This is a genomic window from Leisingera sp. ANG-M1 (assembly GCF_000813745.1).
Classification (GTDB): domain Bacteria; phylum Pseudomonadota; class Alphaproteobacteria; order Rhodobacterales; family Rhodobacteraceae; genus Leisingera.
The window spans coordinates 180709-207636 of sequence record NZ_JWLC01000005.1 but is presented as its reverse complement, the minus strand read 5'-3'; the positions used below and the strand labels follow the sequence as shown (position 1 = coordinate 207636).

The 26928-nt window shown below is 63.8% G+C and carries 31 protein-coding genes; 17 read left to right on the top strand and 14 right to left on the bottom strand.

Annotation, left to right across the window (positions count from 1 at the left end; all coding sequences use genetic code 11):
• Nucleotides 1-353: 353 nt before the first annotated feature.
• The gene (arsH, locus tag RA19_RS03270; RefSeq protein WP_039159518.1) at nt 354-1082 is read right to left on the bottom strand and encodes an arsenical resistance protein ArsH; all 729 of its coding nucleotides are present in this window, start codon (nt 1080-1082) and stop codon (nt 354-356) included.
• Nucleotides 1075-1539 (bottom strand): hypothetical protein, encoded by a 465-nt coding sequence (locus tag RA19_RS03265; protein ID WP_039159517.1) that lies wholly within the window; start codon nt 1537-1539, stop codon nt 1075-1077. The genes arsH and RA19_RS03265 overlap by 8 nt, the downstream gene beginning before the upstream one ends.
• A 392-nt stretch (nt 1540-1931) precedes the next feature.
• Here RA19_RS03265 and RA19_RS03260 point away from each other — a divergent pair, with 392 nt between their 5' ends.
• Entirely contained in the window at nt 1932-2537 is a 606-nt protein-coding gene (locus RA19_RS03260; RefSeq protein ID WP_039159515.1) for a thymidine kinase, read from the top strand.
• 117 nt (nt 2538-2654) lie between these two features.
• The gene (locus RA19_RS25650; RefSeq protein WP_052261626.1) at nt 2655-3767 is read left to right on the top strand and encodes a Hint domain-containing protein; all 1113 of its coding nucleotides are present in this window, start codon (nt 2655-2657) and stop codon (nt 3765-3767) included.
• Between the two features lie 108 nt (nt 3768-3875).
• On the opposite strand, the gene RA19_RS03250 is transcribed toward RA19_RS25650, so the two are convergent.
• From RA19_RS03250 to RA19_RS03230, 5 genes are all read right to left on the bottom strand, one after another.
• Entirely contained in the window at nt 3876-4829 is a 954-nt protein-coding gene (locus tag RA19_RS03250) for a 2-hydroxyacid dehydrogenase (protein ID WP_039159513.1), read from the bottom strand.
• 1 nt (nt 4830) lies between these two features.
• Complete coding sequence (locus tag RA19_RS03245) at nt 4831-5169, bottom strand: tRNA-binding protein (RefSeq protein WP_039159511.1); 339 nt, start codon at nt 5167-5169, stop codon at nt 4831-4833.
• Nucleotides 5162-5977, bottom strand: coding sequence for a pyrroline-5-carboxylate reductase (proC, locus tag RA19_RS03240; RefSeq protein WP_039159510.1), 816 nt, complete (start codon nt 5975-5977; stop codon nt 5162-5164). The genes RA19_RS03245 and proC overlap by 8 nt, the downstream gene beginning before the upstream one ends.
• Nucleotides 5978-6017: 40 nt before the next feature.
• Nucleotides 6018-6518 (bottom strand): YbjN domain-containing protein, encoded by a 501-nt coding sequence (locus RA19_RS03235; protein WP_039159509.1) that lies wholly within the window; start codon nt 6516-6518, stop codon nt 6018-6020.
• 290 nt (nt 6519-6808) lie between these two features.
• Nucleotides 6809-7885, bottom strand: a complete 1077-nt coding sequence (locus tag RA19_RS03230) for a DUF2652 domain-containing protein (protein ID WP_039159507.1) — start codon at nt 7883-7885, stop codon at nt 6809-6811.
• A 110-nt stretch (nt 7886-7995) separates the two neighbouring features.
• On the opposite strand from RA19_RS03230, the gene sigZ reads away from it, so the two are divergent.
• Together sigZ and RA19_RS26855 are read left to right on the top strand one after the other, a co-directional pair.
• Nucleotides 7996-8538 carry an RNA polymerase sigma factor SigZ gene (sigZ, locus tag RA19_RS03225; protein WP_039159505.1) on the top strand — a complete coding sequence of 181 codons (543 nt, stop codon included), beginning with the start codon at nt 7996-7998 and terminating at the stop codon, nt 8536-8538.
• A 209-nt stretch (nt 8539-8747) separates the two neighbouring features.
• On the top strand, nt 8748-8903 hold the full coding sequence (locus tag RA19_RS26855; RefSeq protein WP_193748214.1) for a hypothetical protein: 156 nt from the start codon (nt 8748-8750) through the stop codon (nt 8901-8903).
• Between the two features lie 131 nt (nt 8904-9034).
• Here the strand turns inward: RA19_RS26855 and RA19_RS03220 are convergent, their stop codons facing one another.
• Nucleotides 9035-9286, bottom strand: a complete 252-nt coding sequence (locus tag RA19_RS03220) for an accessory factor UbiK family protein (RefSeq protein WP_039159503.1) — start codon at nt 9284-9286, stop codon at nt 9035-9037.
• Nucleotides 9287-9383: 97 nt separating this feature from the next.
• Between RA19_RS03220 and lgt the strand changes: the two genes are divergently transcribed.
• The 5 genes from lgt (at nt 9384) to RA19_RS03195 (ending at nt 13642) form a co-directional block, all read left to right on the top strand.
• The gene (gene lgt, locus RA19_RS03215; RefSeq protein ID WP_039159502.1) at nt 9384-10283 is read left to right on the top strand and encodes a prolipoprotein diacylglyceryl transferase; all 900 of its coding nucleotides are present in this window, start codon (nt 9384-9386) and stop codon (nt 10281-10283) included.
• A complete protein-coding gene (locus tag RA19_RS03210; RefSeq protein ID WP_039159499.1) occupies nt 10280-11347 on the top strand; it encodes a class I SAM-dependent methyltransferase in 1068 nt (355 codons plus the stop codon). The genes lgt and RA19_RS03210 overlap by 4 nt, the downstream gene beginning before the upstream one ends.
• Nucleotides 11344-12099, top strand: a complete 756-nt coding sequence (gene pgeF / locus RA19_RS03205; protein ID WP_039159498.1) for a peptidoglycan editing factor PgeF — start codon at nt 11344-11346, stop codon at nt 12097-12099. The genes RA19_RS03210 and pgeF overlap by 4 nt, the downstream gene beginning before the upstream one ends.
• A 287-nt stretch (nt 12100-12386) precedes the next feature.
• Nucleotides 12387-12527: a hypothetical protein gene (locus tag RA19_RS26850; RefSeq protein ID WP_193748213.1), complete on the top strand. Its 141-nt coding sequence runs from the start codon at nt 12387-12389 to the stop codon at nt 12525-12527.
• Between the two features lie 329 nt (nt 12528-12856).
• Nucleotides 12857-13642: a Hint domain-containing protein gene (locus tag RA19_RS03195; protein WP_039159495.1), complete on the top strand. Its 786-nt coding sequence runs from the start codon at nt 12857-12859 to the stop codon at nt 13640-13642.
• 82 nt (nt 13643-13724) lie between these two features.
• Here RA19_RS03195 and RA19_RS03190 read toward each other — a convergent pair whose 3' ends face one another.
• The gene (locus RA19_RS03190) at nt 13725-14225 is read right to left on the bottom strand and encodes an Lrp/AsnC family transcriptional regulator (protein WP_039159493.1); all 501 of its coding nucleotides are present in this window, start codon (nt 14223-14225) and stop codon (nt 13725-13727) included.
• Between the two features lie 240 nt (nt 14226-14465).
• Between RA19_RS03190 and trxB the strand changes: the two genes are divergently transcribed.
• The 7 genes from trxB to RA19_RS03155 all read left to right on the top strand — a co-directional run bounded on the left by trxB (nt 14466) and on the right by RA19_RS03155 (nt 22325).
• Nucleotides 14466-15407: a thioredoxin-disulfide reductase gene (gene trxB, locus RA19_RS03185; protein WP_039159491.1), complete on the top strand. Its 942-nt coding sequence runs from the start codon at nt 14466-14468 to the stop codon at nt 15405-15407.
• 4 nt (nt 15408-15411) lie between these two features.
• Nucleotides 15412-15867 carry an RES family NAD+ phosphorylase gene (locus RA19_RS03180; protein WP_082020436.1) on the top strand — a complete coding sequence of 152 codons (456 nt, stop codon included), beginning with the start codon at nt 15412-15414 and terminating at the stop codon, nt 15865-15867.
• A gap of 212 nt (nt 15868-16079) precedes the next feature.
• Complete coding sequence (locus RA19_RS25645; RefSeq protein ID WP_052261625.1) at nt 16080-17138, top strand: Hint domain-containing protein; 1059 nt, start codon at nt 16080-16082, stop codon at nt 17136-17138.
• A 68-nt stretch (nt 17139-17206) separates the two neighbouring features.
• Complete coding sequence (locus RA19_RS03170; RefSeq protein ID WP_039159489.1) at nt 17207-18886, top strand: adenylate/guanylate cyclase domain-containing protein; 1680 nt, start codon at nt 17207-17209, stop codon at nt 18884-18886.
• A gap of 221 nt (nt 18887-19107) precedes the next feature.
• Nucleotides 19108-21183: a bifunctional sulfate adenylyltransferase/adenylylsulfate kinase gene (locus tag RA19_RS03165; RefSeq protein ID WP_039159487.1), complete on the top strand. Its 2076-nt coding sequence runs from the start codon at nt 19108-19110 to the stop codon at nt 21181-21183.
• Between the two features lie 353 nt (nt 21184-21536).
• On the top strand, nt 21537-21794 hold the full coding sequence (locus RA19_RS03160) for a YjhX family toxin (RefSeq protein WP_039159485.1): 258 nt from the start codon (nt 21537-21539) through the stop codon (nt 21792-21794).
• 9 nt (nt 21795-21803) lie between these two features.
• A complete protein-coding gene (locus tag RA19_RS03155) occupies nt 21804-22325 on the top strand; it encodes a GNAT family N-acetyltransferase (protein WP_052261624.1) in 522 nt (173 codons plus the stop codon).
• Nucleotides 22326-22438: 113 nt separating this feature from the next.
• Here the strand turns inward: RA19_RS03155 and RA19_RS03150 are convergent, their stop codons facing one another.
• From RA19_RS03150 to RA19_RS03135, 4 genes are all read right to left on the bottom strand, one after another.
• Nucleotides 22439-23323 (bottom strand): PhzF family phenazine biosynthesis protein, encoded by an 885-nt coding sequence (locus RA19_RS03150; RefSeq protein ID WP_039159483.1) that lies wholly within the window; start codon nt 23321-23323, stop codon nt 22439-22441.
• Nucleotides 23323-24477 carry a hypothetical protein gene (locus RA19_RS03145; protein WP_152615668.1) on the bottom strand — a complete coding sequence of 385 codons (1155 nt, stop codon included), beginning with the start codon at nt 24475-24477 and terminating at the stop codon, nt 23323-23325. The genes RA19_RS03150 and RA19_RS03145 overlap by 1 nt, the downstream gene beginning before the upstream one ends.
• Nucleotides 24478-24588: 111 nt before the next feature.
• Nucleotides 24589-24813, bottom strand: a complete 225-nt coding sequence (locus RA19_RS03140) for a DUF1150 family protein (protein ID WP_039159479.1) — start codon at nt 24811-24813, stop codon at nt 24589-24591.
• A gap of 5 nt (nt 24814-24818) precedes the next feature.
• Nucleotides 24819-25232 (bottom strand): Hsp20 family protein, encoded by a 414-nt coding sequence (locus tag RA19_RS03135; protein ID WP_193748212.1) that lies wholly within the window; start codon nt 25230-25232, stop codon nt 24819-24821.
• Between the two features lie 182 nt (nt 25233-25414).
• On the opposite strand from RA19_RS03135, the gene RA19_RS03130 reads away from it, so the two are divergent.
• Nucleotides 25415-25639: a YdcH family protein gene (locus RA19_RS03130; RefSeq protein WP_039129125.1), complete on the top strand. Its 225-nt coding sequence runs from the start codon at nt 25415-25417 to the stop codon at nt 25637-25639.
• Nucleotides 25640-25875: 236 nt separating this feature from the next.
• Here RA19_RS03130 and RA19_RS03125 read toward each other — a convergent pair whose 3' ends face one another.
• Nucleotides 25876-26913, bottom strand: coding sequence for a helix-turn-helix domain-containing protein (locus RA19_RS03125; RefSeq protein ID WP_052261623.1), 1038 nt, complete (start codon nt 26911-26913; stop codon nt 25876-25878).
• Nucleotides 26914-26928 lie beyond the last annotated feature (15 nt).

Genomic DNA, 26928 nt, shown 5'->3' with positions numbered 1-26928 from the left:
CGCGGGAATTCCGCCCCGGCTGGTAACTTCACGGCCCAAATGCGGCACAAATGAGCCTTAACAAATGCCTAAACACCGGATTTGGCTGCGCCCAATTCTTTAACACGGCCAACAGCGGCGCAGCCGCAACTGCCGCCTGCCCGTGCAGAGGCCAGGGCTTGCCGCCTTCGCCCGGAGGTTGCACTGTGGCAAGAGATCAAGCAGCAAGAAAGGAGCGCCGAATGCGCCTGACCATCCTAGTCACCGCCCTGCTGACGCTGGCCGCCTGCGACGTGCCGGTGATACCGCTGATCTGAATGCAAAAGCCCCGGCGCTTGGTCCGGGGCTTTGTTTCTTTGGCGGCAGCAGCCGGGTTACTTCTGCGACACCCGCTTGTGCACCTCTGCGGCGCTTTCAACCCGTTCCGAGTAGCGGTCGGTCAGGTAGTCCTTGCGGCCCCGCACCAGCCAGGTGAATTTCGCCAGTTCTTCCATCACGTCTACCAAGCGGCGGTAAAACGGGCCCTCAGGCAGCCGTTCGCCTTCCGCAAACTCCAGCCAGGCCTTGGGGATCGAGCTTTGGTTCGGGATCGTCACCATCCGCATCCAGCGGCCGAGGATCCGCATCTGGTTGACCGCATTGAAGCTTTGCGAGCCGCCCGAAACCTGCATCACTGCCAGCGTCTTGCCCTGGGTGGTTCGGATGCCGCCCTGCAGAGACAGCGGCAGCCAGTCGATCTGCAGCTTCATGATGCCGGTCATCGCGCCGTGCCGTTCCGGGCTCGACCAGACCATGCCCTCGGACCAGACCGCCAGCTCGCGCAGCTCGGCCACCTTGGGATGCTCCGCAGCCCCGGTATCATCAGGCAGCGGCAGCCCGGAGGGATCGAAGATCCGCGTCTCACAGCCCAAAGCGCGCAGCACCCGCGCCGCCTCTTCCGCGGCCTTGCGGGAATAGCTCACCTCGCGCAGGGATCCGTACAGCAGCAGAATGCGCGGCGGGTGGCGCGCATCCCCGGGCGCCGCAAGGGCCTCCACGTCAATCGGATGCAGCACGCCATCAGCGATTTCCGGCAGATCGTTCAAATCGGTAAGATCAGGCACTCTCTTCTTCCAGATGCAGTTTCATGTCGAGCAGAACCTGCTGCAGAAGCACCGTCTCTTTCAATAGCCGCTTGGCCTCGTTGACGGTGATGATGCCGTCCTCGATCGCTGCCTGGTATTCGCCCATCAGCTGGGCAAAGCGCTGGCTCAGCGCAATCACATCCGCATTGACCCCGCCGCTGCGGCCGGTTTCCTCGGCCGAGCCGTTGCCGTTGTAGGACAAGGTGATGTTCTTCAGATCCGCCAGCGCCGAAGTCACATGCGGAAAGGAGGCGGCACCCTCCAGTTTGGCCACCGCGTCCACCGGCATGAACCGGTCGGCATGCTCGGCATTGTCCGAGTAATAGCGCCCCAGCGTCGCCTTGGACTTGCCGGTGATCTGGCAGGCGGCTTCGATGCCGACATCCTTTACCAGAGCCTCGGTGTGTTTCTTCAGATACGTCCCGATTTCGGCCATATACTTCCTACCTGGCTAGACCGCCGCCCCCCCTTAGGGGAACGAACTGATTAATTTCCCATGTCCGAGTTGTAGAGGAATTGCGATACCTTATCCATCCCTCAGGTTTTCAGGGATTTAGCGAGTGGCATGGTGCAATTGGTACCTGTTGTCCAGTGCAAGGCAGGGCGGGTGAGTGAAGCCCTGTTGTTTGGGTAATTGTTCTGCCCGGAACCTGTGCTCTCCGGGGCAATCGGCGTCGGCTGTTTTATCGGGGTTTGTTCCGCCCTGGCCGCGTCAGCCCCGGCGGGCCTTCCAGAAAAGGCCCGCTGCGGCTTCCGGCGCCGCAACAGTTCTGGAAATCCTGTGCGAATCCGGTTTTCCCCGCACGCCTGTCCGGGTAAACCGCCGCCATGGCCAAGCTTTATTTCAACTACTCCACCATGAATGCGGGCAAGTCGACGGTGCTCTTGCAGGCCTCGCACAACTACCGTGAAAACCACATGGATACCTATCTGCTGACCGCCCGGCTGGATGACCGGGCCGGCAAGGGCAGAATCGCCTCCCGCATCGGCATCGGCGAAGAGGCTGACATGTTCTCGGCCGGCGATGATCTTTATGCGCGCATCGAACAGCGCCTGGCGCGCGGCGCGGTGGCGGCGGTCTTTGTGGACGAGGCCCAATTCCTGGAGCCGGATCAGGTCTGGCAGCTGGCCCGGGTGGTGGACGATCTGCGGGTGCCGGTGCTGGCCTACGGCCTGCGGGTGGACTTCCAGGGCAAGCTGTTTCCCGGCTCCGCCACCCTCTTGGCGCTGGCCGACGAGATGCGCGAGGTGCGCACCATCTGCCATTGCGGCAAGAAGGCCACCATGGTGGTGCGCCAGGACGGCAGCGGCAAGGTGCTGACCGAAGGCGACCAGGTCCAGATCGGCGGCAATGAATCCTATGTCTCGCTGTGCCGCCGCCATTGGCGCGAAGCGGTTGGCGGCCAGTACCGGAGCCAGGCAGCGGCAGAATAGGCCGGCGGCTCCGCAAGCATTCCGTCAAATCACGGCTGCCAGACGCCCCCTGCCCCGCCGGACAACCTGATATTAAGCACGACCCGCCATGCTGCCGGCAGGCAAGGGCAAACCGGCATGGCAAACAATGTGGACTTTTCCGCGCTTTACCTCGGTAATTTCGCGGATCTCGACACCAACGAGAGCAACTCCGATGTAGAGGGCCGGGCAACGATGCTCAGCACTTACGGCTCAGCTGGTTCGCCGCTGTGGCAGGAGAAAACCACCCTCGATACCGACAGCCCGGACAATTACATTGACCGCGATGAATCCGGTTCGGACGGCACATTCACCTATGACGTGGGCTCAGGCCCGACAGTTTCAGGCCTGGATTCCAATGTCGTCTACAACGGCACCATCACATTTGCCGACGGCTCGACCAGCTCCGCGCTGATCGACCTGATACAGCTGCAGAACGGCGATGTCTTCCTGATTGCCCATGATGACGAGACAAACCTGGACGACGCCGCGATCCGCAGCATCTCGCTCGACAGCGTCCACAGCCATAATTACTCCAGCCTGATACAATCGGATTTCGACACGCTCGAGTTTGTCTGTTTTGCCAGCGGAACCGCCATCCTCACCCCCGCAGGCCCCAGGCCGGTTGAGGCGCTGCGCCCAGGCGACCTGGTCGAAACCCTGGATAATGGCCCCCAGCCGCTGCTGTGGACCGGTGCGCGGCATCTGCGGTTCCCGCCCTCCCCGGACAGCCAAAGGCCGGTTCTGATCCAGGCAGGCGCCTTGGGCGGCGGCCTGCCGGCCCGCGATCTCGCCGTCTCCCCGCAGCACAGGCTGCTGGTCAGCGGCCCAAGGCTGGCCGCCAGAACCGGCAGCAGCCAATGCCTTGCCATCGCCAAAAGCCTTGCTGTTCTGCCGGGTGTCCGCCGGATGCGCGGCGCCCGTACAGTCAGCTATCACAGCCTGATGTGCGCCCGGCACCAGATCCTGATTGCTGAAGGGGCCCCGGCTGAAAGCTTTTATCCCGGTCCCCGGGCCCTGGCTCTGCTCTCGCCCGTGCAACGGCTGCAGATCGCAGCCGTGCTGCCCGTTGCAGCCGGAACCCCCGCCTGCGCCATGGGCCCCCTTGCCCGGCCGCAGCTGGCCTGCCGCTGGGCCAGCCAGGAAGCGGCCTCGGGCCGCTTGCAGGCACCGCAGCTGCTCCCCGGCACCGCCGCGCATCAGCACCTCTAACCCGCCGCTGCCGCAATGCAAAACAGCAGCGGTTTTCACCGCTGCTGCTTCTTTCTGGTCAAAAATACTCCGGGGTCCGGGGCAGAGCCCCGGTCCGCCCGCGCCGCTTCACACCCGGTTCGGCAGCTCTGTTCTGGCCAGATAGGCCGCGACATTATCCAGCGCCATATGGCCCATGTTGCTGCGCACCTCTTCGGTGGCAGTGCCCAGATGCGGCAGCAGGGTGGCATTATCGAGATCAATCAGCGCCTGCGGCACCTTGGGTTCGAACTCATAGACATCCAGCCCCGCGCCGCCGATGCGGCCCTGCTGCAGCGCCTCGATCAGCGCCGCTTCCTCGACCACTTCGCCGCGGGCGATGTTGATCAGATGCGCGTGGGACTGCATCGCGTTCAGCACCTCGGCGTTGATCAGGTGATAGGTCTCTGCGCCGCCCGGCACCGCCACCACCAGGAAATCGACCTCCACTGCCATCGCGGTCAGGCTTTCGGCCCGGTCCGCCGGGAAGTCCAGGTCCTTTTCGGACCGCGCCACATAAGACACATCCATGCCAAAGCCAAAGTGGCAGCGGCGCGCAATGGCCTGGCCGATGCGGCCCATGCCGGCGATGCCGACGCGTTTGCCGGTGGCGTGCAAACCCAGCATCTGGGTCGGGTGCCAGCCCTCCCAATCGCCCTTGCGCAGCATCCGCTCACCTTCCGAGGCGCGGCGCGCCGACATCAGGATCAGCGTCATCGCGATATCGGCGGTAGCATCGGTCACCGCCCCAGGTGTGTTCGTCACCTCGACGCCTGCCGCGCGCGCGGCCTCAACGTCGATGTGGTTGTAGCCGACACCGAAGTTGGCCAAGAGCTTGCAGCGCGGGGTGCCCGCCTTGGCAAAGATCTCCGCCGAGAACTTGTCGCCCAGCGTCGGCACAACAATGTCGAACTCGCTGAGCGCGCGCAGCATCTCCGCCTCGCTCATCACCGCATTGGTCTCACGGATCTCCAGATCCCCGAACGCCTCCCGCGCCCGGGCCTCCACCGCTGCCGTCATCGGCCGCGCAATCCAGATTTTCATTTCAGTGCATCCTCCCGCCCAGCGGGACCTGTCCATCGGGACCCGCCAGGAATATTTCTCCATCCTCATCCGGCAGGCCCAGCACCAGGACTTCTGACATGAACTTGCCGATCTGCCGCGGCGGGAAGTTTACGACGGCCAGAACCTGCTTGCCCACCAGCGTTTCCGGCATGTAATGCGCCGTAATCTGCGCTGAGCTCTTTTTTACGCCAATATCCGGCCCGAAATCGACCCAGAGCTTGATTGCCGGCTTGCGCGCCTCGGGAAACGGCTCTGCACGGACAATTTCACCCACGCGGACGTCGACCTTCAGGAAGTCGTCAAAGGAGATCTCAGCCACGCGACAGCTCCTTAGAGCGGCTGGTGGCCGCCGCCACCGCGCGGTTCAGCAGCGCCGGGAAGCCGTCGTCATCATCCATCAGCACTTCCAAAGCGGCCTGGGTGGTGCCGTTGGGGCTGGTCACATTGATCCGCAGCTGGCTGGGGCTTTCTTCGGCCGCTTCTGCCAGGGCACCGGCGCCCGCAACGGTCGCTTTGGCCAGCTGCATCGCCAGCTCTGCCGGCAGGCCCTGCGCTTCGCCCGCGGTGGCCAGGGTCTCGATCAGGTGAAACACGTAAGCCGGCCCCGAACCGCTGACGCCGGTGACCGCATCCATCTGGTCCTCATTCTCCAGCCGCACGGTCTGGCCCACCGCCTGCAGCAGTCCTTCGGCGCGCTCCAGATCGGCGGCGCTGGTGTGGTCATTGCCGATAATCGCAGTGATGCCGCGGCCGACAGCGGCCGGCGTGTTCGGCATCGCCCGCACGATCGGGGATTGCGCGCCCAGAACATCTTCGAAAGTTGCGATCGAGGTTCCTGCTGCCACCGAGATGAACAGGGTCGACCCATTGCCGTAGCTCTGCAGCGTCGGCAGCGCTTCACCCATCATCTGCGGCTTCACTGCGATCAGAACAATGCCCGGCGCCGCCGGCAGCTCTGCGTTGATATGAACGCCGGTGCCCTGCAGCCACTCCGAGGGCCGCGGATCGATCACCCAGACCGAGGATGCGGGCAATCCGCCCTCCAGCCAGCCGGCCAGCATCGCCGATCCCATCTTGCCGCAGCCCAGCAGCACCAGCCCGCGCGCAGCGATTTCCGTCATATCCATTTTAAGCCCCTCCCCAAATTCCTAGGTTCAGGGCAAAGTCTTACGCCCGGCCGTAGGCCTCTGCAATGGCCACTTGCAGCGCCTCTTCCGGGCTGCGCTGGCCCCAGACCGCCAGCTGGATCGCCGGGTAGTAGCGCTCGGCATTTGCCACGGCTGCATTCAGCATCGCGTCGATCTGCTGCGGGCTGGCCATCTGGCCGCCGGCCAGCATCAGCCCATAGCGGAACAGCATCAGCTTGTGATCCGCCCAATAGGTGAAGGAGCCTTCCCAGCACTGGTCGTTCATCCGGTTGATCAGCTCATAGAGCCGCGGCAGCTCAGCCTCCGGCGGCTCCATTTCAAAGCTGCAGACCAGCCGCAGGCATTCCTCGTAGCCCGACCAGGCCAGGGTCAGCGAATAGGTGCGCCACTGGCCTTCCACCGACATGGCGATCTGGTCGTCCCCGACCCTGTCGAAGTCCCAGTCATGGCGCGAGGCCAGATGCTCGACAATGTCGATCGGGTGAATGTCTTCGTCCAGGTGAAGCTCGGATAGTGCCATGATGCCACCTCTCTGTATGCCTAGCTTTCGGGGCACAGAGGCGCCCTATAGCTAGATTTATGTGCTATGGGCCGGGGAGGCATCCCCGCTCCCATACCAGATATGGTGGGCCTGAATTGATGTTCTGACAACCCTTTATTTTGGGGATATCTGCAATAACTTGTGGATGAACTATCCACAGCCCCCTAAATGCCGGCTTGGCGACTATGAAATGGAAAACCTCAAGAGTAAAGCCCGGGCCGCTGCGGCAGGGCCGGGTTTGCGCTTCAATCAATGAGGGCCTGCCTGCCTCAGGACCGGGGAGCCAGTTGCGGGTCCATCGCGTCAAAGGACACCGGCCAGAACTCCGCCAGGAACCCGGCAGCCTCCTGCTCAGAAGCTTCGGACCGGTTGCCCGCACTGTCAAAGGCCCGGCCCATGGTATAGCGCAGCTCGGTCCCGCCCGGCACCGGCGTCAGGTGGTAGGTTTCGGGCAGCTCAACGCCTTCCCGCGCCGGATCCTTGATCCGGGTCGAGAAATAGTCGAAGGGCTGCCAGTCCGTGATCCTGTAGACAAATTCAGCCAGCTCATGGGCACAGTGATACACCGAGCCAGGCCCCAGGCGGCCTTCGGGGTTTTCCATCCTGATCGCACCCACTCTGTCCATCCAGCGCACCTTGAACTCCGGCGCGGTCAGCGCCTCCCAAACCAGCTGGACCGGCGCATCAATCCGGCGCCGGTAAGTCCAGACCCCGTCGGCCTCCTCCAGGAAGTCCCGCTCCTGACCGGCCCTGAACCGGTCCCAGGCACGGGCCAGGTCATAGACCTGCATCGAGACATCGCCAAAGTGCTCGAAATCCTGAGAGTAAGGCGCCATGGCGGCCTCGAGCTGCATCTGCCGAACTGCCGCGTCGCTGAACAGTGCATAGCTGCGCACACCGGTTTCCGCTGCCGCCCCCGTCTTGGTCATCCGGTGGACCAGGATCACATCGGCACCGGACAGATCCGTGACCGGCCCCACCTGCATTTCCTCAAAGGAGCCAAAGTGGACGATGATCTTCAGGTCCAGCCCGTGCGCATTGGCGCAGGCCTTGCAGGGGCATGTGGTATTGGCAACGATGTCCTGCAGGCGGGTGGCAAAAGCGTTATAGAGGTTTTCGCAGAAGGTCAGCATCAGATCGCCCGAAACCAGCTCCTGCCGGGTCGAATAGGCCAGCACCGCGTCGCCCTCCAGCTTCCAGAAGTGCAACGGGGCATCGACTTGCTCAGCCACCGCTTGCAGCAGCGATTGCAGGATCGGATTGGCGTGATCCAGCTCCGAAGAGGTTAGAAATTGCGTGTACCCCGAAATATCCGCAATCAGCAGATAGCCATTCTGTGCCGTCATTGTACCTGTCCCCCGTTTAAACACACCTGGGTGCCGATTGCGCGGCCGCCCCGTGCCAGTATAACAGAACACATCGAGAATTGCGCATATGGCAACCGGGAGGCCCGGACATGACAATCGAAGACATCTGGCCGGAGTATCAAGCCCGCCTGCGTGCCTTCCTGCGGTCCCGGGTGGCTAACCCGGAGGACGCCGAAGACCTGCTGCAGGAGATCTCGATCAAGGTCTTCACCGGCCTGCCTGATCTTCAGGACAGCGCCAGGCTGCAGCCCTGGCTGTTCCAAACCGCCCAGCGCGCCATCATCGACCACTACCGCAAGACCGGCCGCCGCGCGCCGCCGCACCCCGATGACCTGTGGTACGCCAAGGACGACCCGGAGACCCGGCAGGAGCTGGAAGCCTGCGTCGCGCCTTTCATCCAGTCGCTGCCGCCGGAAACCGCCGAAGCGCTCACCGCCATCGACTTGCAGGGCATGTCCCAGCGCGATTACGCCGAGGCCAGCGGCCTGCCCTATTCCACCCTGAAATCACGGGTGCAAAAGGGCCGCGCCGAGTTGCGCAAGGCGTTTGAGGACTGCTGCCATTTTTCGCTGGATACGCGCGGCGGCATCGCGGAATACCATCCGAAATCAGGCGATTGCGGGGACTGCTGACTCGCCGCCGCTTAGATTGGAAACTTGGTTTCCATCGAATGGGCCAAACCGCTTGCAGAGCAGCCAAGGATCTTGGCAGGCCATAGTGCGGCCACCAGCTGCGCCGCCAACATGCGGCGTTTTCGCCACCCCGATATATTTGGTATTTACAATGCGCATTTACAGGTGCAGATAATACGCATCACAAATGCACATTAAGGATCAGCCCTATGACACTGTCGGAAGCCTTCCTGTGGCCCGGAACCAAAGTCTGCGAATATCTGAAAGTGAACCCGGAGGGGGAAGCCGCACTGATCCGCTGGATGGTCAATACGCTGGTGTACCTGGTGGTGAGCCTGGCCGTCGTCTGGATCCTGTCCGTCTAACAGCGCCGCATGCAGCGCGTGCTGACAGCCTTGCAATGCTTCGGACCGCGTGCTGTCCGCTAACCGCAACCGCACCAGTAGATTTAAAGGCACCCGGCAAAGGCGGGTGCCTTTGGTAAATTGAAAAGAACTTATTTTGCGTCTTTTCCTGCCTCCAGCGCATCCAGCCGGGCCTTCAGCGCCTCGTTCTCTTCGCGCGCCTTCTGCGCCATTGCACGCACCGCGTCGAACTCCTCGCGGGTAACGAAATCGCGGTCGGCCAGCCAGCGATCGATCATGCTCTTCAGCGCGGTGTCGGCCTCATCCTTGGCGCCCTGGGCGACGCCCATCGCATTGGTCATCAGCTGGGAAATATCGTCCAGGATCTTGTTCCGGGTCTGCATCGTCTTCTCCGTATCAGGCTTAGCCTCTATATGGGCAAGCAAAGCCGCGGCGGCAAGCCGTTGACTCTCCTTAACATGCAGAGGCATTCAGACGCATATGCAGGCCCTGATCCCCTTCCCCGACCTCTCGCCCGAGATTTTCTCCATCGCCATTGGCGGCTTCGAGTTCGCGCTGCGCTGGTATGCACTGGCCTATATCGCGGGCATCGTCATCGCCTGGCGCCTGGCGGTGGCGGCTTTGCGCCGGCCCGCGCTTTGGCCTGCAGGCCAGCCGCCGATGCGGCCCGAACAGATCGAGGATCTGCTTACCTGGATCATCCTCGGCGTGATCCTGGGCGGGCGGCTTGGCTTCGTGCTGTTCTATCAGCCCGCCTATTACCTGGCCAACCCGGGCGAGATCATCAAGGTCTGGCAGGGCGGCATGGCCTTTCACGGCGGCCTCATCGGCGTGATCGTGGCGTCCTGGATCTATGCCCTGCGCCATAACATCCCGCGCCTGCAAATGGCCGATCTGGTAGCGCATACCGTGGCGCCTGGCCTGCTGCTGGGGCGGCTTTCAAACTTCATCAATGCCGAGCTTTGGGGCCGGCCGACCGATCTGCCCTGGGGCGTTGCCTTCCCCGGCCAGGCCGCCCAGGACTGCGGGCAAGCGCTCGGCGAACTTTGCGCCCGCCACCCCTCCCAGCTCTATGAAGCACTGATGGAAGGGCTGATCCTTGGCGCCCTGCTCCTCTACCTCGCCTGGCGGCGCAATGCCTTCCACACCCCGGGCCGCCTGCTGGGTGTGTTCCTTGCAGGCTACGGGCTGGCGCGCTTCATTGTCGAATTCTTCCGCCAGCCGGATGCGCAATTTGTTTCCCCCGGCAACCCGCTGGGCCTTGCGTGGCACATCGACGGCTTCGGCCTCACCCAGGGCCAGGCGCTGTCGCTGCCGATGATTGCCATCGGGCTTTACTTCCTGTTGCGTGCCCGCAACTCCGTCCGGAGCGCGGCATGAGCCTGGCCGACCACCTCGCCGCCCGTATCCGGGCTGACGGTCCGATCCCGGTCGCCGACTATATGGCCGAATGCCTGCTGCACCCGCAGTTCGGCTATTACACCACCCGCGACCCGCTGGGCGCCAAAGGGGATTTCACCACCGCGCCGGAAATCAGCCAGATGTTCGGCGAGCTGCTGGGCCTGGCCCTGGCCCAGGCCTGGATCGACCAAGGCTCCCCTGCCCCGTTCACGCTGGCGGAGCTGGGCCCCGGCCGCGGCACCCTGATGGCAGACCTGCTGCGCGCCACCCGCGGCGTGCCGGGCTTTCACGCCGCCATGCAGTTGCATCTGGTCGAAGCCTCCCCTGCCTTGCGCGATGCCCAGGCCAAGGCGCTGGACGGCTACGCCCCGCAGTGGCTGGACACTGTGGAAAGCCTGCCGCAACAGCCGCTGTTCCTGGCCGCCAACGAGTTTTTCGACGCGCTGCCCATCCGCCAGTTCATCCGCGCAGGCAATCACTGGAGCGAGAAACGCATAGGACTGACTGGAAACGCCCTCAGCTTCGGCCTCACCCCGCCGGCACCCCAGCCCGCACTGGAGCACCGGCTGGCGGACACAGCCGAGGGCGATCTGGTCGAACTCTGCGAAGCAGCCGCCCCCGTCACCCATTCCATTGCGGCGCGAATCGCTGCCCATGGCGGTGCCGCTCTGATCGTGGACTACGGCGATTGGCGGGCGCTTGGCGACACCCTGCAAGCGCTGCGCGCGCACGCGCCTGCGGATCCCTTGCAGACCCCCGGCCAGGCCGACCTGACGGCCCATGTCGACTTCGAAGCGCTGGCAATGGCCGCAAAAACCGCGGGGTGTGCCCATACCCGCCTGACTCCGCAAGGTGTGTTCCTGGAGCGCCTCGGCATCACCGATCGCGCCCGCGCCCTGGCTGCACCGCTGCAGGGTGAAGCGCTGGAAAACCTGATCTCGGCACATCGGCGGTTGACGCACCCCGAGGAAATGGGAAACCTGTTCAAAGTACTCGGCCTCTATCCTTCGACGGCCGCCCCTCCGCCAGGACTGAACCCATGACGCTTGAAATTCTCACGTCCGATCTGCTTGGCCCGGTGCGGCACGGTTTCTTCACCCGCAAGGGCGGCGCCTCCTCGGGCATCTACCGCGGCCTCAACTGCGGCCTCGGCTCCACCGACCAGCGCGAGGCGGTGCAGATCAACCGCAGCCGGGTGGCTGCAGCCATGGAGGTGCCTGCCGAAAATCTCAGCGCCGTGCATCAGGTGCACAGCGCCGATGTGCTGGTGATCACCGAACCGTCGCAAGAGCGGCCGCGGGCTGACGCGATGGTCACCAATGTGCCCGGCCTCGCGCTGTCGATCCTGACGGCCGATTGCCAGCCGGTGCTGTTCAGCGACCCCGATGCCGGCGTCATCGGGGCTGCTCATGCGGGCTGGCGCGGCACGTTGGACGGGGTTCTGGAAGCGACGCTGGAAGCGATGGAAGGGCTCGGCGCCCGCCGCGAGAACATTGCCGCGGTGATTGGGCCGACAATCTCGCAGCGCGCCTATGAAGTCGGCCCCGAATTCTTTGACGACTTTGTCATGCAGGACGACAGCTACGCCCGTTTCTTCGCCAATGGCGTGAACGGCCGCTACCAGTTCGATCTGCCCGCCCTGGGCCTGCACAAGCTGCGTCAGGCAGGTGCCGGCCACGCCGAATGGACCCGCCACTGCACTTATTCCGATGCAGAGAAATTCTACTCCTACCGCCGCGCCACCCACGCCAAGGAAGCCGACTACGGGCGCCTGATCTCCTGCATCCGGCTTTAACCCGGCGTTAACCTGCCCAATTGTGGCGGATTTTCAGAAATTCCGCCGCATTCTGTGCCTTCCGCAACGGAAGCTGCACCCTGGGCGGTATTTTTCCAAAACAAAAACAACGTCGTAAAGCCCGCATCCTGCCTTGCTGCACGGCGGCTTTCAAACCGCTTCAACCCGCGGAAATGCCCACCGCGGGTCACATTCACGGCGCAAAGCTTACCCATAAAGAATGCAGAACAGACAACAGCAGCCGCCTCCGCATACGGGCTGAGCTGCCGGGCGAAGGATTAGTGAAAATGAACAAACGTTTCATTGCCTCCATTATCCGCTCTGCCAAGAGCGAAACCGTGACTCTGCCTTGGGCCGCCAAGCGCCGCAGCACCGGCGAAACGCCGGCGCGGCTGGCCGTGCCTGCGCCCAAGCGGAAACTGGGTTAACGCCGGGGACGGGTGCCCGGGCGGCGGTTTTCCCCTGGTGCAATTGCACCAGCCCGGCCAGCCGCCGCCGGGGCACCTGACCGGGGTTCAGGAGCCTCACAGCCCCGCTTGACGCTTCCTTAGCCGAATCGCCTTAGGCCCGTTCCAGCCAGCCGCTGGGTTCCGCCCGCAGCGGCAACGGGCCGGCCGCACGTTAACCAGTTTGCTTCAGATTTTTTGACAATTCGAATTAAAACCCGCCAAATTACAGGCATACACATGTTTCAAGCGCGTCTGTGTTGCCGGTGGGGGCCGATGCAAACGGGCAGTTTGAAAGGAGAGGTCCGGGTATGACCATCCCCCAGTCGCTGCAGAGGGCTGCAGCCAATGCCGTCGAGGCCAACGCGTTCCTGCAGGACCCTGCCGCCCTGCGTTCCGGCGTCAAACCGCAGCTGCGCCGCTATGAGGTCAGCAGCCTGCTGCCCAGCGGCGGCATCTCGGAAACCCGCCATATCGCCCCGGCGCTGCCGCTGTTCGAGGATGCCTTCTGCGCCTTCTCCCGCGGCTCGCTGGTGGAAACAACGCAGGGGCCCATTGCGGTCGAGGATCTGCTGCCCGGTGACGAGATTCTGACCAGCGAAGGCGGCGGCCAGACATTGGTGTGGATCGGCCACACCAGCCTTTTGCCTGCCCGCCCCGGCAGCCGCGGCCGCAGCCACCATCTGACCAGCTTCATGGCCGACAGCCTGGGCCTGCAGAAACCCGCCGCCAGCCTGGTGGTGGGCCCTGCGGCCCGCCTGCTGCGCATGCCGCCGCACATGCAGGGCGGCCCAGACGGCACCCAGCTGCTGACCCCGGCGGCCGAGTTCCAGGACGGCATGAGCATCTTTGAAACCGCGCCGCCGACGCCGGTGGACATGTACCACCTCTGCCTGCCGCGCCATGCGGTGATCAATGCCGGCGGGCTGGAATTCGAAACCTACCACCCGGGGCCGGATGCGCTGAAACTGGCAAGCTACGCGATCAAGACGCTGTTTTTGAACCTGTTTGCCCATGCCGACAGCATTGCCGATTTCGGCCCGCTGGCGCATCCCAGGGCCGACGGCGGCACCCGTTCCGGGTCTGCCGTTCTCTAGGCCGCCAGACATCCGCGCACAAAAAAGCCGGGCCATCGCGCGCCCGGCTTTTGCATGTGCGGCAGCCTGAAGACAGCGGCGCTCAGGCCTCGCGGGCCAGCCGCTCCTCCAGCACCTCAAACGGCACGCCCGGCTCATCCTTGGCGCAGCGGATCACCAGCGAGGTCTTGACGCTGGCCACATTCGGGGTGGTCAGCAGTTCGCCGGTCAGGAAGCTCTGGAAAGTGCTCAGATCCGGCGACACGCATTTCAGGATGAAGTCCACCTCGCCGTTCAGCATATGGCACTCGCGCACCAAGGGCCAGCTGCGGCATTTCTCCTCAAAGGCGCTCAGCTCCACCTCGGCCTGGCTCTCCAGCCCCACCATGGCAAAGACCTGCACCTCAAACCCCAGCTCGCGCGAATTCACATCCGCATGATAACCGTGAATCAGCCCGGCTTCTTCCAGCGCCCGCACCCGGCGCAAACACGGCGGCGCCGAGATGCCGACCCGCTTGGCCAGCTCGACATTGGTCATCCGCCCATCAGCCTGAAGCTCCGACAAAATCTTGCGATCAATCGGATCAAGGCGGGTGGTGACCATGGCGGAAACTCCTGTGATTTTTGCGTTTCTTATAGCACTGCCGCGGAGCCGCGCAATAATGTTTCATCCGCGCGCAATATTCTTTGCATCCCGAAGGTGCAAGGCGCAATGCTTGCCTCCGCGGCAAATTCGCATCCCGCCGTATACATATGCTGAGGGGTTTAAGCCAGCACCTCGCGCCGCTATATGCATGTCCTGACGGCGGCCTGACCGCCATGCTGCTTTATGTAAGGGACGAACATGAGCGAGACGCGCCACACCAAGGTTCTGATCATCGGCTCCGGGCCTGCAGGCTATACCGCGGGGGTCTATGCGGCCCGCGCCATGCTGGAACCGATCCTGGTTCAGGGCATCGAGCCCGGCGGCCAGCTGACCACCACCACCGAGGTAGAAAACTACCCGGGCTTCACCGAGGTGCAAGGCCCCGACCTGATGATCAAGATGCAGGAGCACGCGGCGGCGATGGGCACCGAGATCATCGGCGACATCATCACCTCGCTCGACACTTCGGCGCGCCCCTTCGTGGCAAAAGGCGACAGCGGCACAACCTACACCGCTGACGCTGTGATCCTGGCGACCGGCGCCCGCGCCAAATGGCTGGGCCTGGAATCGGAAGAGAAGTTCAAGGGCTTCGGCGTCTCGGCTTGCGCCACCTGCGACGGTTTCTTCTACCGCGGTCAGGAGATTGTGGTGATCGGCGGCGGCAACACCGCTGTTGAGGAAGCGCTGTTCCTCACCAACTTCGCCTCCAAGGTCACCCTGATCCACCGCCGCGACGAGCTGCGCGCCGAGAAGATCCTGCAGGACCGCCTGATGAAGAACGAAAAGATCGAGACCCTGTGGTTCCACACCCTCGAAGAGGTCGTGGGCACCGACAACCCGCTGGGGGTTGAGGGCGTCGTGGTCAAGAACGTGCAGACCGGCGAGCTGAAAGAGATCCCCTGCAAAGGCGTCTTTGTTGCCATCGGCCACGCGCCTGCGACCGAACTGGTGAAGGACGTGCTGGAGCTGCACAACGGCGGCTACGTCAAAGTGAAGCCCGGCTCCACCGAGACCTCGATCCCCGGCATCTATGCGGCCGGCGACCTGACCGACCACAAGTACCGCCAGGCGGTCACTTCGGCAGGCATGGGCTGCATGGCGGCGCTCGACGCCGAACGTTTCCTGGCGGAACAGGAATAAACACGTGATAGAATTCTTCGGCACTGTCTGGAGAATTCTGTTTCAGGCGCAGGCAGGCCAGCCCCTGGCCCCTGCCCGCGCCCCCGAAGGTCGGTTCCACCATTCCGGCCAGCCGGCCCTTTACGCCTCCCTCACGCCCGAGGGCGCAGGCATCGCCATCAAGCGCTATATCTCTCCCGGCGATCCGCCCCGGATCATCCTGCCGCTGCAGGTGACCGCCGCCCGGATCACCGATCTGCGCGGCCGCCCCGGCGTCTCTGCGGTGTGGCAGGACATCCGCGCCAGCGGCGCGCCAGCACCAACCTGGATGCATTCCGATACGGCCCGAGCGGTCGACGCCCAGGGCCTGCTCTACTCCTCCCGCTCCCGGCCGGAGCTTGCGCATCTGGCGCTGTTTGCAATCAGCCCGGCCACCGTGCAGACCGCAGGCCCGGCACAGCCCTGGCCCTCCCACCCCTGACAGTCTGCGTGCCTATGCCGCAGCGCGAAACATCTCCATAAGCATCTGAAAATAAGACGAAATTCACACTACCCGCGTCACATCCCGCGTCTCGCCGAACAATCCCTAAAATCCAAAACATTCGTCCTGCGGCCTTAACCGGGCATTAGAAATTCCCTCGCAAAACCACCGGCAAAGCAACGTAAAGCTCCAAGATTCTGCCGGGGGACAACATGGCAATACGCACCTTTAGCGCGTTCAACGCGAACGCACTGACCGTTGATGCCAGCTCCCCGCATTTGACGCCGGACAGCGCGATCATCAACAATTCCGACACCCCCGTCGGGACCGTCTTTGTGTATGATGCCAGCTATGCCATCGAACAGGTCACGCTGGACGACACCGCCGGCAGCGCCGACATTTTCGAGGACGACCAGGAAGCAGGCCACACTATCATCGACGGCGGCTCGATGGTGGCAGCCGGCACCGCGGTCGAGGCGGAATCCTTCCACTACGTGCAAGAGCTGGACGATGACGGCAACCCGGTGGGCCCGAAGATCACCATCACGGTGTTCTCACAGGGCGGCGTCACCCAGGACGTCTGGGGTTTCTCAACCGACATCCCGCTGAAGGACGGCGCGCGGTACCAGAAAATCTCCGGCAGCAACCATGGATCGGCAAAATACTCCAGCTTTGTGCCCTGCTTCACTGCCGGCACCGAAATCTGCACCGACCAGGGATTGCGCCCGGTCGAGCAGTTGCGCCCCGGCGACCGGGTGCTGACCCGGGACAACGGTTTCCAGCCGCTTTTGTGGGTGGGTGTCCGCCTGGTTGGCCCCAGCTGGCTGCGGGCCTGCCCGCATCTGCAGCCGGTGCGGATCGCAGCCGGTGCATTTGGCCCTGGCCAGCCCGCGCAGGACCTTTGGGTGTCGCCGCAGCACCGGCTGCTGCTGAAAGGCGCCGCCTGCCAGATGATGTTCGGCGAGCCCGAGGTGCTGGCCGCGGCCAGCCATCTGCTGGCGCATCCCGGCGTCACTGCGGCGCAGGTGAACCGCACGACTTACGTGCACCTGCTGTTCGAGCGCCACCAGGCAGTGTTCTCCAACGGCCTGTGGACCGAAAGCTTCCAGCCCGGCGCCCGGCTGCTCAAGCACGGCGGCAAGGAAATCCGGGCCGAGATCCTGGCGCTGTTCCCGGAACTGACCCGGGATCAGAGCAGCACCTACCCCGCGGCCCGCATGATCCTGAAGCAAAAGGAAAGCCAGCTGCTCTCGGACCTGCCCGCGACCTAGCCGCCTTGACCCCGCCGCCTGCGCGCCCCAGTCTGCCGCCAGACAGCCGCGAACAGGAGGACCCCCGGGTGGCAAGCGCACTCTGGCAGGGCAATTGGATCAGCCGCACCCGGATCATCACCGGGCTGGTGCTGTTTGCCTATGCGTTTTTCCATTTCCTCAACATCGGCCTTGGCCTGCTGTCGCCGGTCTGGATGGAGGAGTTCCAGGATGCACGCCTGGCAATCACCCGCAGCGGGCTTGGCAGCTCCATCCTCTATGCCTCGCTGATCCTGCACGCCGGCCTGGCGCTGTGGAGCCTGGCCCGCCGCCGCAGCCTGAAGATGCGCTTCAGCGAGGGGCTGCAGACTCTGCTTGGCTTCCTGATCCCGCTGCAGCTGCTGAACCACCTGGTGTTCACCCGCTACTCGCATGAAATCTTCGGCACCAATGACGAAATGCCCTATGTCATTGTGCTGATGTGGAACTCGCCCGAGGCCTGGCAGCAGTCTGCGCTTCTGCTGGCCGTCTGGATCCACGGCTGCATCGGCCTGCACTACTGGCTGCGCCTCACCCACTGGTGGCGGGCGGCGATCCCCTGGATGGCCGGGCTGGCGGTGCTTGTCCCGGGCTTTGCACTGGCCGGCTTCCTGACCGAGGGCCGCCGTATCTTCGGCCTGTTTGCCGAAGGCAGCCAGCGCCCTGCCCTGATGGAGGACTACAACTGGCCCAGCAACGAAACCTTTGAGGCGCTGTTCCAGGCCAACAGCGAGGCCCTCACAGGCTTTCTTGTTCTGCTGGGGCTGGCCGCCGCGGCCCATGTCCTGAGCCGCGTCCTGCGGCGGCGCCGCGCGGTGCGCATCCGCTACGCCTTCGGTCCCGAGATCCGCGCCGAACGCGGCCAGACCCTGCTGGAGATGTCGCAGGCCAACGGCGTGCTGCACACATCGCTTTGCGGCGGCAAGGGGCGCTGCACCACCTGCCGCGTGGTGGTCGACGAAGGCGGCGAGACCCTGCCGCCGCCCTCCCCCGCCGAGGCCCGCAGCCTTGAGCGCGTCAAGGCGCCCGCCAACATGCGGCTGGCCTGCCAGATCCAGCCGCAGGCGCCGCTCACCGTCACCCGCATGTTCCGCCCCGACGGGCAAAAAGGCCGCGCCCATGCCAGCCAGGGCAGCGAACAGCAGCTGGCAATCCTGTTCCTTGACATGCGCGGCTTTACCGCCCGCACTTCGGGCCAGCTGCCCTATGACGTGGTATTCCTGCTGAACCGTTTCTTCGACGCCATTGTCCCGGCCATTACCGAAGCCGGCGGCACCGTCGACAAATACCTTGGCGACGGGCTGCTGGCGCTGTTTGAGGCACAGACACCGGCGCTCTCCGCCCAGGCCGCACTGGACGCGGCTGCCGCCATCGGCACCGCCCTGCAGGACTTCAACGCCCAGCTTGCCGCCGATGGCGAGCCGGACATCCGTATCGGCATCGGCATCCACCTGGGCGAGCTGGTGCTGGGTGAGATCGGCAGCGCCGCCCATGCCCCGCGCACCATCATCGGCGGCAGCGTCAACACGGCCAGCCGCCTGGAGGCACAAACCAAGGAACTGGGCATCGAGCTGCTGATCTCGGCCCGTTTGCTGGAAGCCGCAGGCTATGACGCCGGGCGATTCGCGCTGCAGGAGTTCCAGCTCAGGGGCGTTTCCCGGCCGCTGGCCGCCCTGCCGGTAGATCAGGCCGCCGCACTGCCCAGGGTGCTGGCCGCGGGACAGCGTTAAGCTGCAGCTCCGCACTCAGGAACATCTGCCCCTCCCAGTCTCTGCAACCGGTGTATCAGCCCGAAACGGCGCGCCCGGGGAGGACAGGCTGACGCCGCACCTGCGCCCGTTGCAGCTGGGCCACGCAGGCAGAAATCAGCAATTTGACTGAATTTGCGCTTTGCTTCCGGTTCGATCCATGCAAAGCGTTCACCCGTGAACACACTTTAGGACAGTGACCCGTGCCCGCCGACGCAAATCCCCTCAGCCCGGAGGAGGAAGACCTGCTCTTCCGGCTCCTGCGCCAGCTCGACACCGAGCCGGACGCTTCGCAGCGGACCACCGCCGCGGCGCTGGGGATTTCGCTGGGGCGTCTGAACACACAGTTGCGCCTGGCCGCTGATGCGGGGCTGATCACCATCAGCAACCGCCCGGGCCCCGACAAACGGCAGCGGTTTGCCTATTCGCTGACCACCCGGGGCGCGGCCGAAAAAGTGCGTCTCACCGATCAATTCCTCGCCCGCAAGCTCGCCGAATACAACGCCTTGCATGCGGAACTCACCGGCACCGCCAGCGGCCTGCCCCCTCTCAAACACAGGAATAACCCGATGCAAAGCAACCTGGCTCCTATTCCCGAGCTCTACGTCTCCTACGAAAGCGCCCAGAAACTGAAGGTCGAAGCGGCCGAGCTGACCAGCTGGGACCTGACCCCGCGCCAGATCTGCGACCTGGAACTGCTGATGAACGGCGGCTTCAACCCGCTGAAAGGCTTCCTGACCGAGGCCGACTACAACGGTGTCGTTGAAAACATGCGCCTGGCTGACGGCACCCTGTGGCCGATGCCGATCACCCTGGATGTTTCCGAAGACTTCGCCTCCAAGCTGGAGCCGGGCCAGGACATCGCGCTGCGCGACCAGGAAGGCGTGATCCTCGCCACCATGACCGTCTCCGACAACTGGGTGCCGAACAAAGCCCGCGAAGCCGAGAAGGTCTTTGGCGCAGATGACGACGCCCACCCGGCGGTGAACTACCTGCACAATCAGGCCGGCAAGGTCTATCTGGGCGGTCCGGTCACCGGCATCCAGCAGCCGATCCACTATGACTTCCGCGGCCGCCGCGACACCCCGAACGAGCTGCGCGCCTACTTCCGCAAGCTGGGCTGGCGCAAGGTTGTTGCGTTCCAGACCCGCAACCCGCTGCACCGCGCCCACCAGGAGCTGACCTTCCGCGCCGCGCGCGAAGCCGAAGCCAACCTGCTGATCCATCCGGTGGTCGGCATGACCAAACCGGGCGACGTCGACCACTTCACCCGTGTGCGCTGCTACGAGGCAGTTCTGGACAAGTACCCGGCGGCCACCACCTCCATGTCGCTGCTGAACCTGGCGATGCGCATGGCCGGCCCGCGCGAAGCTGTCTGGCACGGCATCATCCGCAAGAACCACGGCTGCACCCATTTCATCGTCGGCCGCGACCACGCGGGCCCGGGCAAGAACTCGCAGGGCGAAGACTTCTACGGCCCCTACGATGCGCAGGAGCTGTTCCGCGCCCATGAGGAAGAAATCGGCCTGAAAATGGTCGACTTCAAGCACATGGTCTATGTGCAGGAGCGCGCCCAGTACGAGCCCAACGACGAAATCGCAGACCGCGACAACGTCACCATCCTGAACATCTCCGGCACCGAGCTGCGCCGCCGCCTGGCGGAAGGCCTGGAAATCCCGGAATGGTTCTCCTTCCCGGAAGTGGTGGCCGAGCTGCGCAAGACCAAGCCGCCGCGTTCCAAGCAGGGCTTCACCGTGTTCTTCACCGGCTTCTCCGGCTCCGGCAAATCCACCATCGCCAACGCGCTGATGGTCAAGCTGATGGAAATGGGCGGCCGCCCGGTGACCCTGCTCGATGGCGACATCGTGCGTAAGAACCTCAGCTCCGAGCTGGGCTTCTCGAAAGAGCACCGCGACCTCAACATCCGCCGCATCGGCTATGTGGCCTCTGAGATCACTAAGAACGGCGGCATCGCCATCTGTGCCCCGATCGCGCCTTACGCCACCACCCGCCGCGCCGTGCGCGAGGACATCGAAGCCTTCGGCGCCTTTGTCGAAGTGCACGTTGCCACCTCGATCGAGGAATGCGAGCGCCGCGACCGCAAGGGCCTCTACAAACTGGCCCGAGAAGGCAAGATCAAAGAGTTCACCGGCATCTCCGACCCCTACGACGTGCCGCAGAACCCCGAGCTGTCGGTTGAGACCGAAAACGTCGACGTCGACAACTGCGCCCACCAGGTTCTGCTGAAGCTGGAAAGCATGGGTCTGATCTCCGGCTGATCCGGACCGCATTGAAAGATTTAAACGGCTCGCCTTTTGGCGGGCCGTTTCCATTTAACAGGGACAATGGTCCGCGCACCCACCCCCCATAACAGCCACCTGCTGCAGAGGGCTGCAAGGCTGCATCACCCACGACATTTCACCGCCAAACCGTTGACCCCTCCGCCATCATTGCCTAAATGGCCACTGCGCCTGAGGCACACCGCCTCCCGCAATAGAGATTTTATGAAAGAGTCCCGGGGCTAACGCCCGTTCCTGGCGAAGCAAATTCAGGAACACCAGCATTGATAGGAGCACTCACGCGCGACGCTGAGTGCCCTGTTTCTGTACTTTCGTAAAATCGAGACATCCCATTGAACATCTCAAAGCACGAGCAGCGTGTTTTGCATGAACTCGCGCTTGGCGGGTCCATCCATCATGAGCGCCTGGAAAACGGCAAGATCAGCGCCGTCACCTGTTACACCCGCCATGGCCATGTGCTGACCGACTGCACTCTCGGCGTGTTCCAACGCCTTCTTAAACGGCGCTTCATCCGTTCCAAGAACGGCGCCCCGTACCGCGCCACCGCACTGGGGATCAAATCCGTGCGCGCGCAAATGAACCAACGATAGGAAAGAGCAATGAACCAGACAGAAACCAAAGCCATCCTGGACGTGCACCTGCAGGCCTTCGGCAGCGCGGAAGGGCCCGAAATCGCCCGGCTTGCCAAAGAGCTCCTCGCCCTGCCGGATACGATTTCCATCAGCGTCCGGCGCGGCGGGACTATCGCCGGCAACGTGCTGTTCACACCGTTTGCCTTTCAAAACCATCCGGACGCGGCCTGCTACCTGCTGGCACCCTGCGGCGTACTGCCCGGATTGCAGGGGCAAGGTGTCGGGAAAGAACTGATGGAGACCAGCATCGGGCACCTCAAATCCATTGGAGCAGATGCAGTGTTCGTCTTGGGCGTGCCTGGCTTCTACCCGCGCTACGGGTTTGCGCCGACGGACAAGCAGACACCCTACCCGGATCTTCTGACTCTTCCAGCCTCATGGATGATGCTTGAGCTGAAGGCAGGATCGGCGGGGCCCCTGAACGGCAGAACCCTGGCCGTGGAACCGTTTATGCAGCCTGCTTTGTGGGATACATCTGCCTACGGTTAAGACGGCCGACGTGACCGCGTGCGGGGCGGATCAGGCACTTGGCATGAACTGCCGAATGCCCGGTCCGCCCCGCTTTGCCGAAGTTGACGCCGCACTTTCAAGCAGCAAGGGCGTTAGACGGCTTCCGGCAAATCCACCGTGCCGCGCATCAGCACAAAGCCCTCGCCGGCCACCCGTACGCCCTCAATCGCCTCCGCCGGGCCCACCCGGGCAACCCGCGCCAGGCCGGGGCGGCCAAGGCCGTGGCCCTGCTCGGCCACAAATTCCGCTTTGTCCATCAGCCCGTGATGCCACAGGTACGACGCCATCGCGCCGGTGGCGGAGCCGGTAAAGGGATCCTCCGGCGGGCTTGGCGGTGCCATCAAAAGACGCGAGAAAGTGTCCCCAGCCGCGGTTGCGCCCTCAAGGGTCACCAGGAATGGCTCCATCGTGTCAATGCCATCGGCCCCCAGCGACCTGACCAGCGGCTCCAGCGCCTCCAGGTTCAGCTCCGCCGCCTCCAGCGCCGCACGGTCGCGCAGAACCGTTACGCAGAACGGCAGCCCGGTAGACACCCGCTGCGGCCGGCCGACAATCGCCTCCACCGGCAGCGAGACCGCCGCAGCGACCAGCTCCGGATCGGCAAAGGGCCCGAACTCCGGCGCCACCTGGGTCATTTCGATCATGCCGCCATCCAGCGTCACAGCAACAATCCCGGCGCCGGTCTCCAGAGTCAGGCTGTCACCGTCAATCAAACCCCGATCCCGCATCGCTGCCACCGTGGCGATGGTTGGGTGGCCGGCAAAGGGGATCTCGCGGCTGGCCAGGAAATAGCGCACTTTCACATCCGCTGCATCCGAAGGTCCGGTAAAGGTGCATTCCACCAGCGAGGTCTCCCGCACGTAAGCAGTGCAAACCTCCACCGGCAGATGCGCCCCGCCATGCACCACGGCGCAGCCGTTGCCGCCAAAGGCGCGGGCAGAGAACGCATCCACCCAGTCGAAATCAAATTGTGCCATCACGAACTCCTCCGCCGCATCTTTGCAATATAGGCCCTGGCCGCCCCGCGGGTTTTGCGCAACTCCGTGACCTGCGCCTCAAACTCCGCCATATCGAGGCCAAAGGACTGCTGGAATGCCTGCTCCCAGCTCTCACCGGTTCCAAGGCGGCGCCAGAATCCGAACAACGCGTCCTCGCCGCTGATCCGGGTCAGGACATGCACCGCGTAATGGGCCAAGTCATAGTCTGCTTCGGTGCCCACGGCCTTGTGCACCCGCATCCCTTTCAAACTCTTCCTGGAGCCCTGCGCCCCCTCTCTCAGTTCCTCAAGTCCGGGTGAGCGGTGCCGCAGCACTTTCTTTCGAAAACGGGCGGCAACCAGTTCTGCTCCGCCCTCGACAAGCCAATGCGGTCCCATACGGCGGCGCACTGCGCCGCTGTTCCAGCCCTCGGCACGGGCGCCGCTCAGCTCAGCCTGAACCAGATGCATGTATTCATGCGCCATCATGCTGCCCAGCCAGTGCTTGGCACGCTTGAGCCAGGCCTTGTCCGCCTGGTGCGGGTTGTCCCAGCAGATGTACATAAACCGCAAGTATGCTGCTCCGGCCACACCGAATGTTGTGTCGCAATGGGCCGCGATTGACGCATCCGGATTGTATTTCAAAGGGGTAAGCTCCGCCAGCAGGCGGCGCACATAACCTTGCACAGTCCGGGTGCTGCCCGCCGCTGCAATCGCGATATTGCCGGCCAGAACGATCCCGTATTCCTTATCCATAAACCGGCGGGTCTGATCATAGGCGCGCTGGACGCCCTTTTCGACATTCGGCGCATCCGCCAGCAGCAGCACCGGCGCCGCTGAAGGCAGATGCTTGCCCAGGCCAGGCTGCAGCGCCGGCAGCTCCCGGCACCAATGCATCGCCGTCTTTCGGGATAAAGGCGGCAGCTCTGCCAAGTGCTCTTTGAAAACTCCGTGATGCGCGGCACGCAAGTTCTGCCAAGCGCGTTGCGTGGCCGGAACCAGCGTGCCGTTGGTGCGGCCCGGGTCATAGCCCAGATCCGCCAGTTGCCGCTGCACACAAGCAGTAAATGCATCGGCAGCAGCCGGGGCCGCCAGCAAAACAAAACCAAGCGAAAACCCCAGTGCTTGGAAAAACAGGCTGAACCCTCGCAGCATCACAAGCATCTCCTCAAAGCAGTGTTCAAAACAAATCAGGCCCCCGAATTGGGAGCCTGCTGCCGGAAAATTCAAGTGTTTTCCGCTGTCTGCGCAAATGATTTTCGCCCTTCAGTGCACCGCAACCGGTGTCAGGTCGTTCTGCCGTGCCAGCACATAAGCTGTGCGCCGGTCCGTCACCAGCGCCAGCTGGCCGCCCTCGGCGTCATGCACCGCATAGAGCTGCTCATGGCCGCCGGCGCTGTCCTGCACCTCCTTGGGCAGATCAGCCACCGCAACCGGTTTCACATAGACGGTGCGGTCGGCGCCTTCTTTGAAGTCAAACGGTGTATGCATTGCTCTTACCCCTTTCTGATATTGATCGTCTGGACCACGGTTTCGGGCCGCGCGCGGGTCAGATCCACATGCAAAAGCCCGTTCTCCATCACCGCCTCGCCCACTTCGACGCCATCAGCCAGCACGAACATGCGCTGAAACTGGCGCGCCGCGATGCCGCGGTGCAGGAACACCCGCCCCTCGCTGTCGTCGCGCTGGCGGCCGCGGATCACCAGCTGGCGGTCCTCGACGGTGATTGCCAGGTCCTCTTCGGCAAAGCCGGCCACAGCCAGGGTGATGCGGTAGGAATAGTCGGAAGTCTGTTCGATGTTGTAGGGCGGATAGCCTTCGTTGCCCGATTTGGCCGAGCGTTCCAGGAGGCGTTCCAGCTGCTCGAACCCCAGCATATGCGGGTAGGAGCCCAAGGTAAGTTTCGACACGTGTGTTCGTCCTTTATGCCAAAGCGACGGATGCGTGCGGCCCCGGTCCCGGCAGCCGCGTCCAAAAGAATATGGGTCGTTCCTTTTGGATTCACAAGAGCATGTGCCTATAGGTCTAGCGGAAAAGCGGTTAACGAAGTATCTTCGGCGGTACTTCATTCATCAGCTTTACAGAGTCGCCCATGAATGCACCCACAGATGTGTCGATGAAGACCGATGAGGTCCTGAAAGTTGAGCTGGAGGTTTTCCGCAGGCAGCACCGTGATCTGGACGAGGCGATCAGCGCGCTGGAAGAGCGCGCCACCTCAGACCAGCTGACCATCCGCCGCCTGAAGAAGCAAAAGCTCATCCTCAAGGATAAGATCGCCTTGATCGAAGACCGGCTCACCCCGGATATTATCGCCTGACGGCATTGTGCGCCGCGGCGCCGCATTGCGGTGCTGCAAGCCCTCTATCAGTGACCAGTGCGCCGGCGCCAAAGCCGCCCCGGCGAAAGCTGCAGAAAGCAGCGTTCCCCATATCCCGCCGCAGTTCCTGGATCAGACTGCAACGCAGGCCAAGCCCGGCCGCGGCTTCTTTCTGGTTAAAAATACTCCCGCCGGAGGCACCGCGCGCCAGCGCGGCAGGACCCGCCTGCAACCGGCTACGCCGGCTGCTGCGACTTGCGGAAGCCCGCCGGTGTCTGGCCGTAAACCCGCTGGAATTCGCGGTAGAAATTCGAACGCGACAGAAACCCCGATTGCGCGGCGATGGCAGTGACACTGTCGCTGCCGCCGGCCAGAAGCCCTGCCGCATGCTCCAGCCGGAAGCCGTTGATATATTGCGAGACGTTCTGCGCCTGGGTCCGGTTCACTGCCGCCGACAGATCCCGCGCTGGAACATGCAGCCGCCGCGCCAGCCGCTGCAGCGACAGCTCCGGGTCCAGATAGAGCTGCTCGCGGGACAGCAGGCTGCGCAGCCGGGCTTCCAGCTGTTCAGCCCCTGTGTCCGGCGCCCCGGCCGGAGCCGGCGCGGGGCGCGGCGGGGCAAACATCAGCGGCAGGGCAATAAGCGTGGCCAGCAGCGCCCCCAGCAGCGGCACCGTCCCCGCCGAGATCAGGGCCGGGACATGCACGCCGCCATAGATCGCAAAATCCGCAGCAATGGCGGTGTCCATCAGCAGCACAAACAGCTGCAGCCCGGCCGCCCGCAGCAGCCATCGGCTGAGCACTGCAGCCCGGTCCAGGCTGATCCGGGCCAGTGCGTCCGGCCCCTTGCGCCACAGCCGCAGCAGCGCCGCGGCATAAAAAAGGTAGCTGGCGCTGATCAGCCAATCCAGCCGGTGAAACCCGGCAGCAAGCAGCCAGAACAGAGCAAGCACTGCCACAGGGGCTGCCAGATGCAGGGCCGCAGAGCGGGCAAAGAGCCGCGGTTCCGCCGCGAGTGCCGCAAAGCCGAGATACAGGAGCGGCCCGAAATAGAGAGGCGCCAGCCGCTGCAGCTGCACAACGCTGCTGACGCCATAGCCGAACCGTAAGCCAACCAGGAAGGAGGACAGGGCACAAAGCGCAAAGAAGGCCGAAAACATCAGGTTTGCGCGTATGCAGCCCAGCCCGGCCCGCCAGACCAGCCCCGCCAGCACAGCGCAGAAGCAGGCGGTTATCACCGGCAGCGGAAAGGTGAGCAATGCAGTGCTGTCCATCTGTCCTCGATCCCT

Excerpts from the sequence above, each read along its gene's own strand:
- RA19_RS03265 (WP_039159517.1), bottom strand. The coding sequence starts at position 1,539 with ATGGCCGAAATCGGGACGTATCTGAAGAAACACACCGAGGCTCTGGTA.
- RA19_RS03260 (WP_039159515.1), top strand. The coding sequence starts at position 1,932 with ATGGCCAAGCTTTATTTCAACTACTCCACCATGAATGCGGGCAAGTCG.
- RA19_RS25650 (WP_052261626.1), top strand. The coding sequence starts at position 2,655 with ATGGCAAACAATGTGGACTTTTCCGCGCTTTACCTCGGTAATTTCGCG.
- RA19_RS03250 (WP_039159513.1), bottom strand. The coding sequence starts at position 4,829 with ATGAAAATCTGGATTGCGCGGCCGATGACGGCAGCGGTGGAGGCCCGG.
- proC (WP_039159510.1), bottom strand. The coding sequence starts at position 5,977 with ATGGATATGACGGAAATCGCTGCGCGCGGGCTGGTGCTGCTGGGCTGC.
- RA19_RS03235 (WP_039159509.1), bottom strand. The coding sequence starts at position 6,518 with ATGGCACTATCCGAGCTTCACCTGGACGAAGACATTCACCCGATCGAC.
- RA19_RS03230 (WP_039159507.1), bottom strand. The coding sequence starts at position 7,885 with ATGACGGCACAGAATGGCTATCTGCTGATTGCGGATATTTCGGGGTAC.
- sigZ (WP_039159505.1), top strand. The coding sequence starts at position 7,996 with ATGACAATCGAAGACATCTGGCCGGAGTATCAAGCCCGCCTGCGTGCC.
- RA19_RS26855 (WP_193748214.1), top strand. The coding sequence starts at position 8,748 with ATGACACTGTCGGAAGCCTTCCTGTGGCCCGGAACCAAAGTCTGCGAA.
- RA19_RS03220 (WP_039159503.1), bottom strand. The coding sequence starts at position 9,286 with ATGCAGACCCGGAACAAGATCCTGGACGATATTTCCCAGCTGATGACC.
- lgt (WP_039159502.1), top strand. The coding sequence starts at position 9,384 with ATGCAGGCCCTGATCCCCTTCCCCGACCTCTCGCCCGAGATTTTCTCC.
- RA19_RS03210 (WP_039159499.1), top strand. The coding sequence starts at position 10,280 with ATGAGCCTGGCCGACCACCTCGCCGCCCGTATCCGGGCTGACGGTCCG.
- pgeF (WP_039159498.1), top strand. The coding sequence starts at position 11,344 with ATGACGCTTGAAATTCTCACGTCCGATCTGCTTGGCCCGGTGCGGCAC.
- RA19_RS26850 (WP_193748213.1), top strand. The coding sequence starts at position 12,387 with ATGAACAAACGTTTCATTGCCTCCATTATCCGCTCTGCCAAGAGCGAA.
- RA19_RS03195 (WP_039159495.1), top strand. The coding sequence starts at position 12,857 with ATGACCATCCCCCAGTCGCTGCAGAGGGCTGCAGCCAATGCCGTCGAG.
- RA19_RS03190 (WP_039159493.1), bottom strand. The coding sequence starts at position 14,225 with ATGGTCACCACCCGCCTTGATCCGATTGATCGCAAGATTTTGTCGGAG.
- trxB (WP_039159491.1), top strand. The coding sequence starts at position 14,466 with ATGAGCGAGACGCGCCACACCAAGGTTCTGATCATCGGCTCCGGGCCT.
- RA19_RS25645 (WP_052261625.1), top strand. The coding sequence starts at position 16,080 with ATGGCAATACGCACCTTTAGCGCGTTCAACGCGAACGCACTGACCGTT.
- RA19_RS03155 (WP_052261624.1), top strand. The coding sequence starts at position 21,804 with ATGAACCAGACAGAAACCAAAGCCATCCTGGACGTGCACCTGCAGGCC.
- RA19_RS03150 (WP_039159483.1), bottom strand. The coding sequence starts at position 23,323 with ATGGCACAATTTGATTTCGACTGGGTGGATGCGTTCTCTGCCCGCGCC.
- RA19_RS03145 (WP_152615668.1), bottom strand. The coding sequence starts at position 24,477 with ATGCTGCGAGGGTTCAGCCTGTTTTTCCAAGCACTGGGGTTTTCGCTT.
- RA19_RS03140 (WP_039159479.1), bottom strand. The coding sequence starts at position 24,813 with ATGCATACACCGTTTGACTTCAAAGAAGGCGCCGACCGCACCGTCTAT.
- RA19_RS03130 (WP_039129125.1), top strand. The coding sequence starts at position 25,415 with ATGAATGCACCCACAGATGTGTCGATGAAGACCGATGAGGTCCTGAAA.
- RA19_RS03125 (WP_052261623.1), bottom strand. The coding sequence starts at position 26,913 with ATGGACAGCACTGCATTGCTCACCTTTCCGCTGCCGGTGATAACCGCC.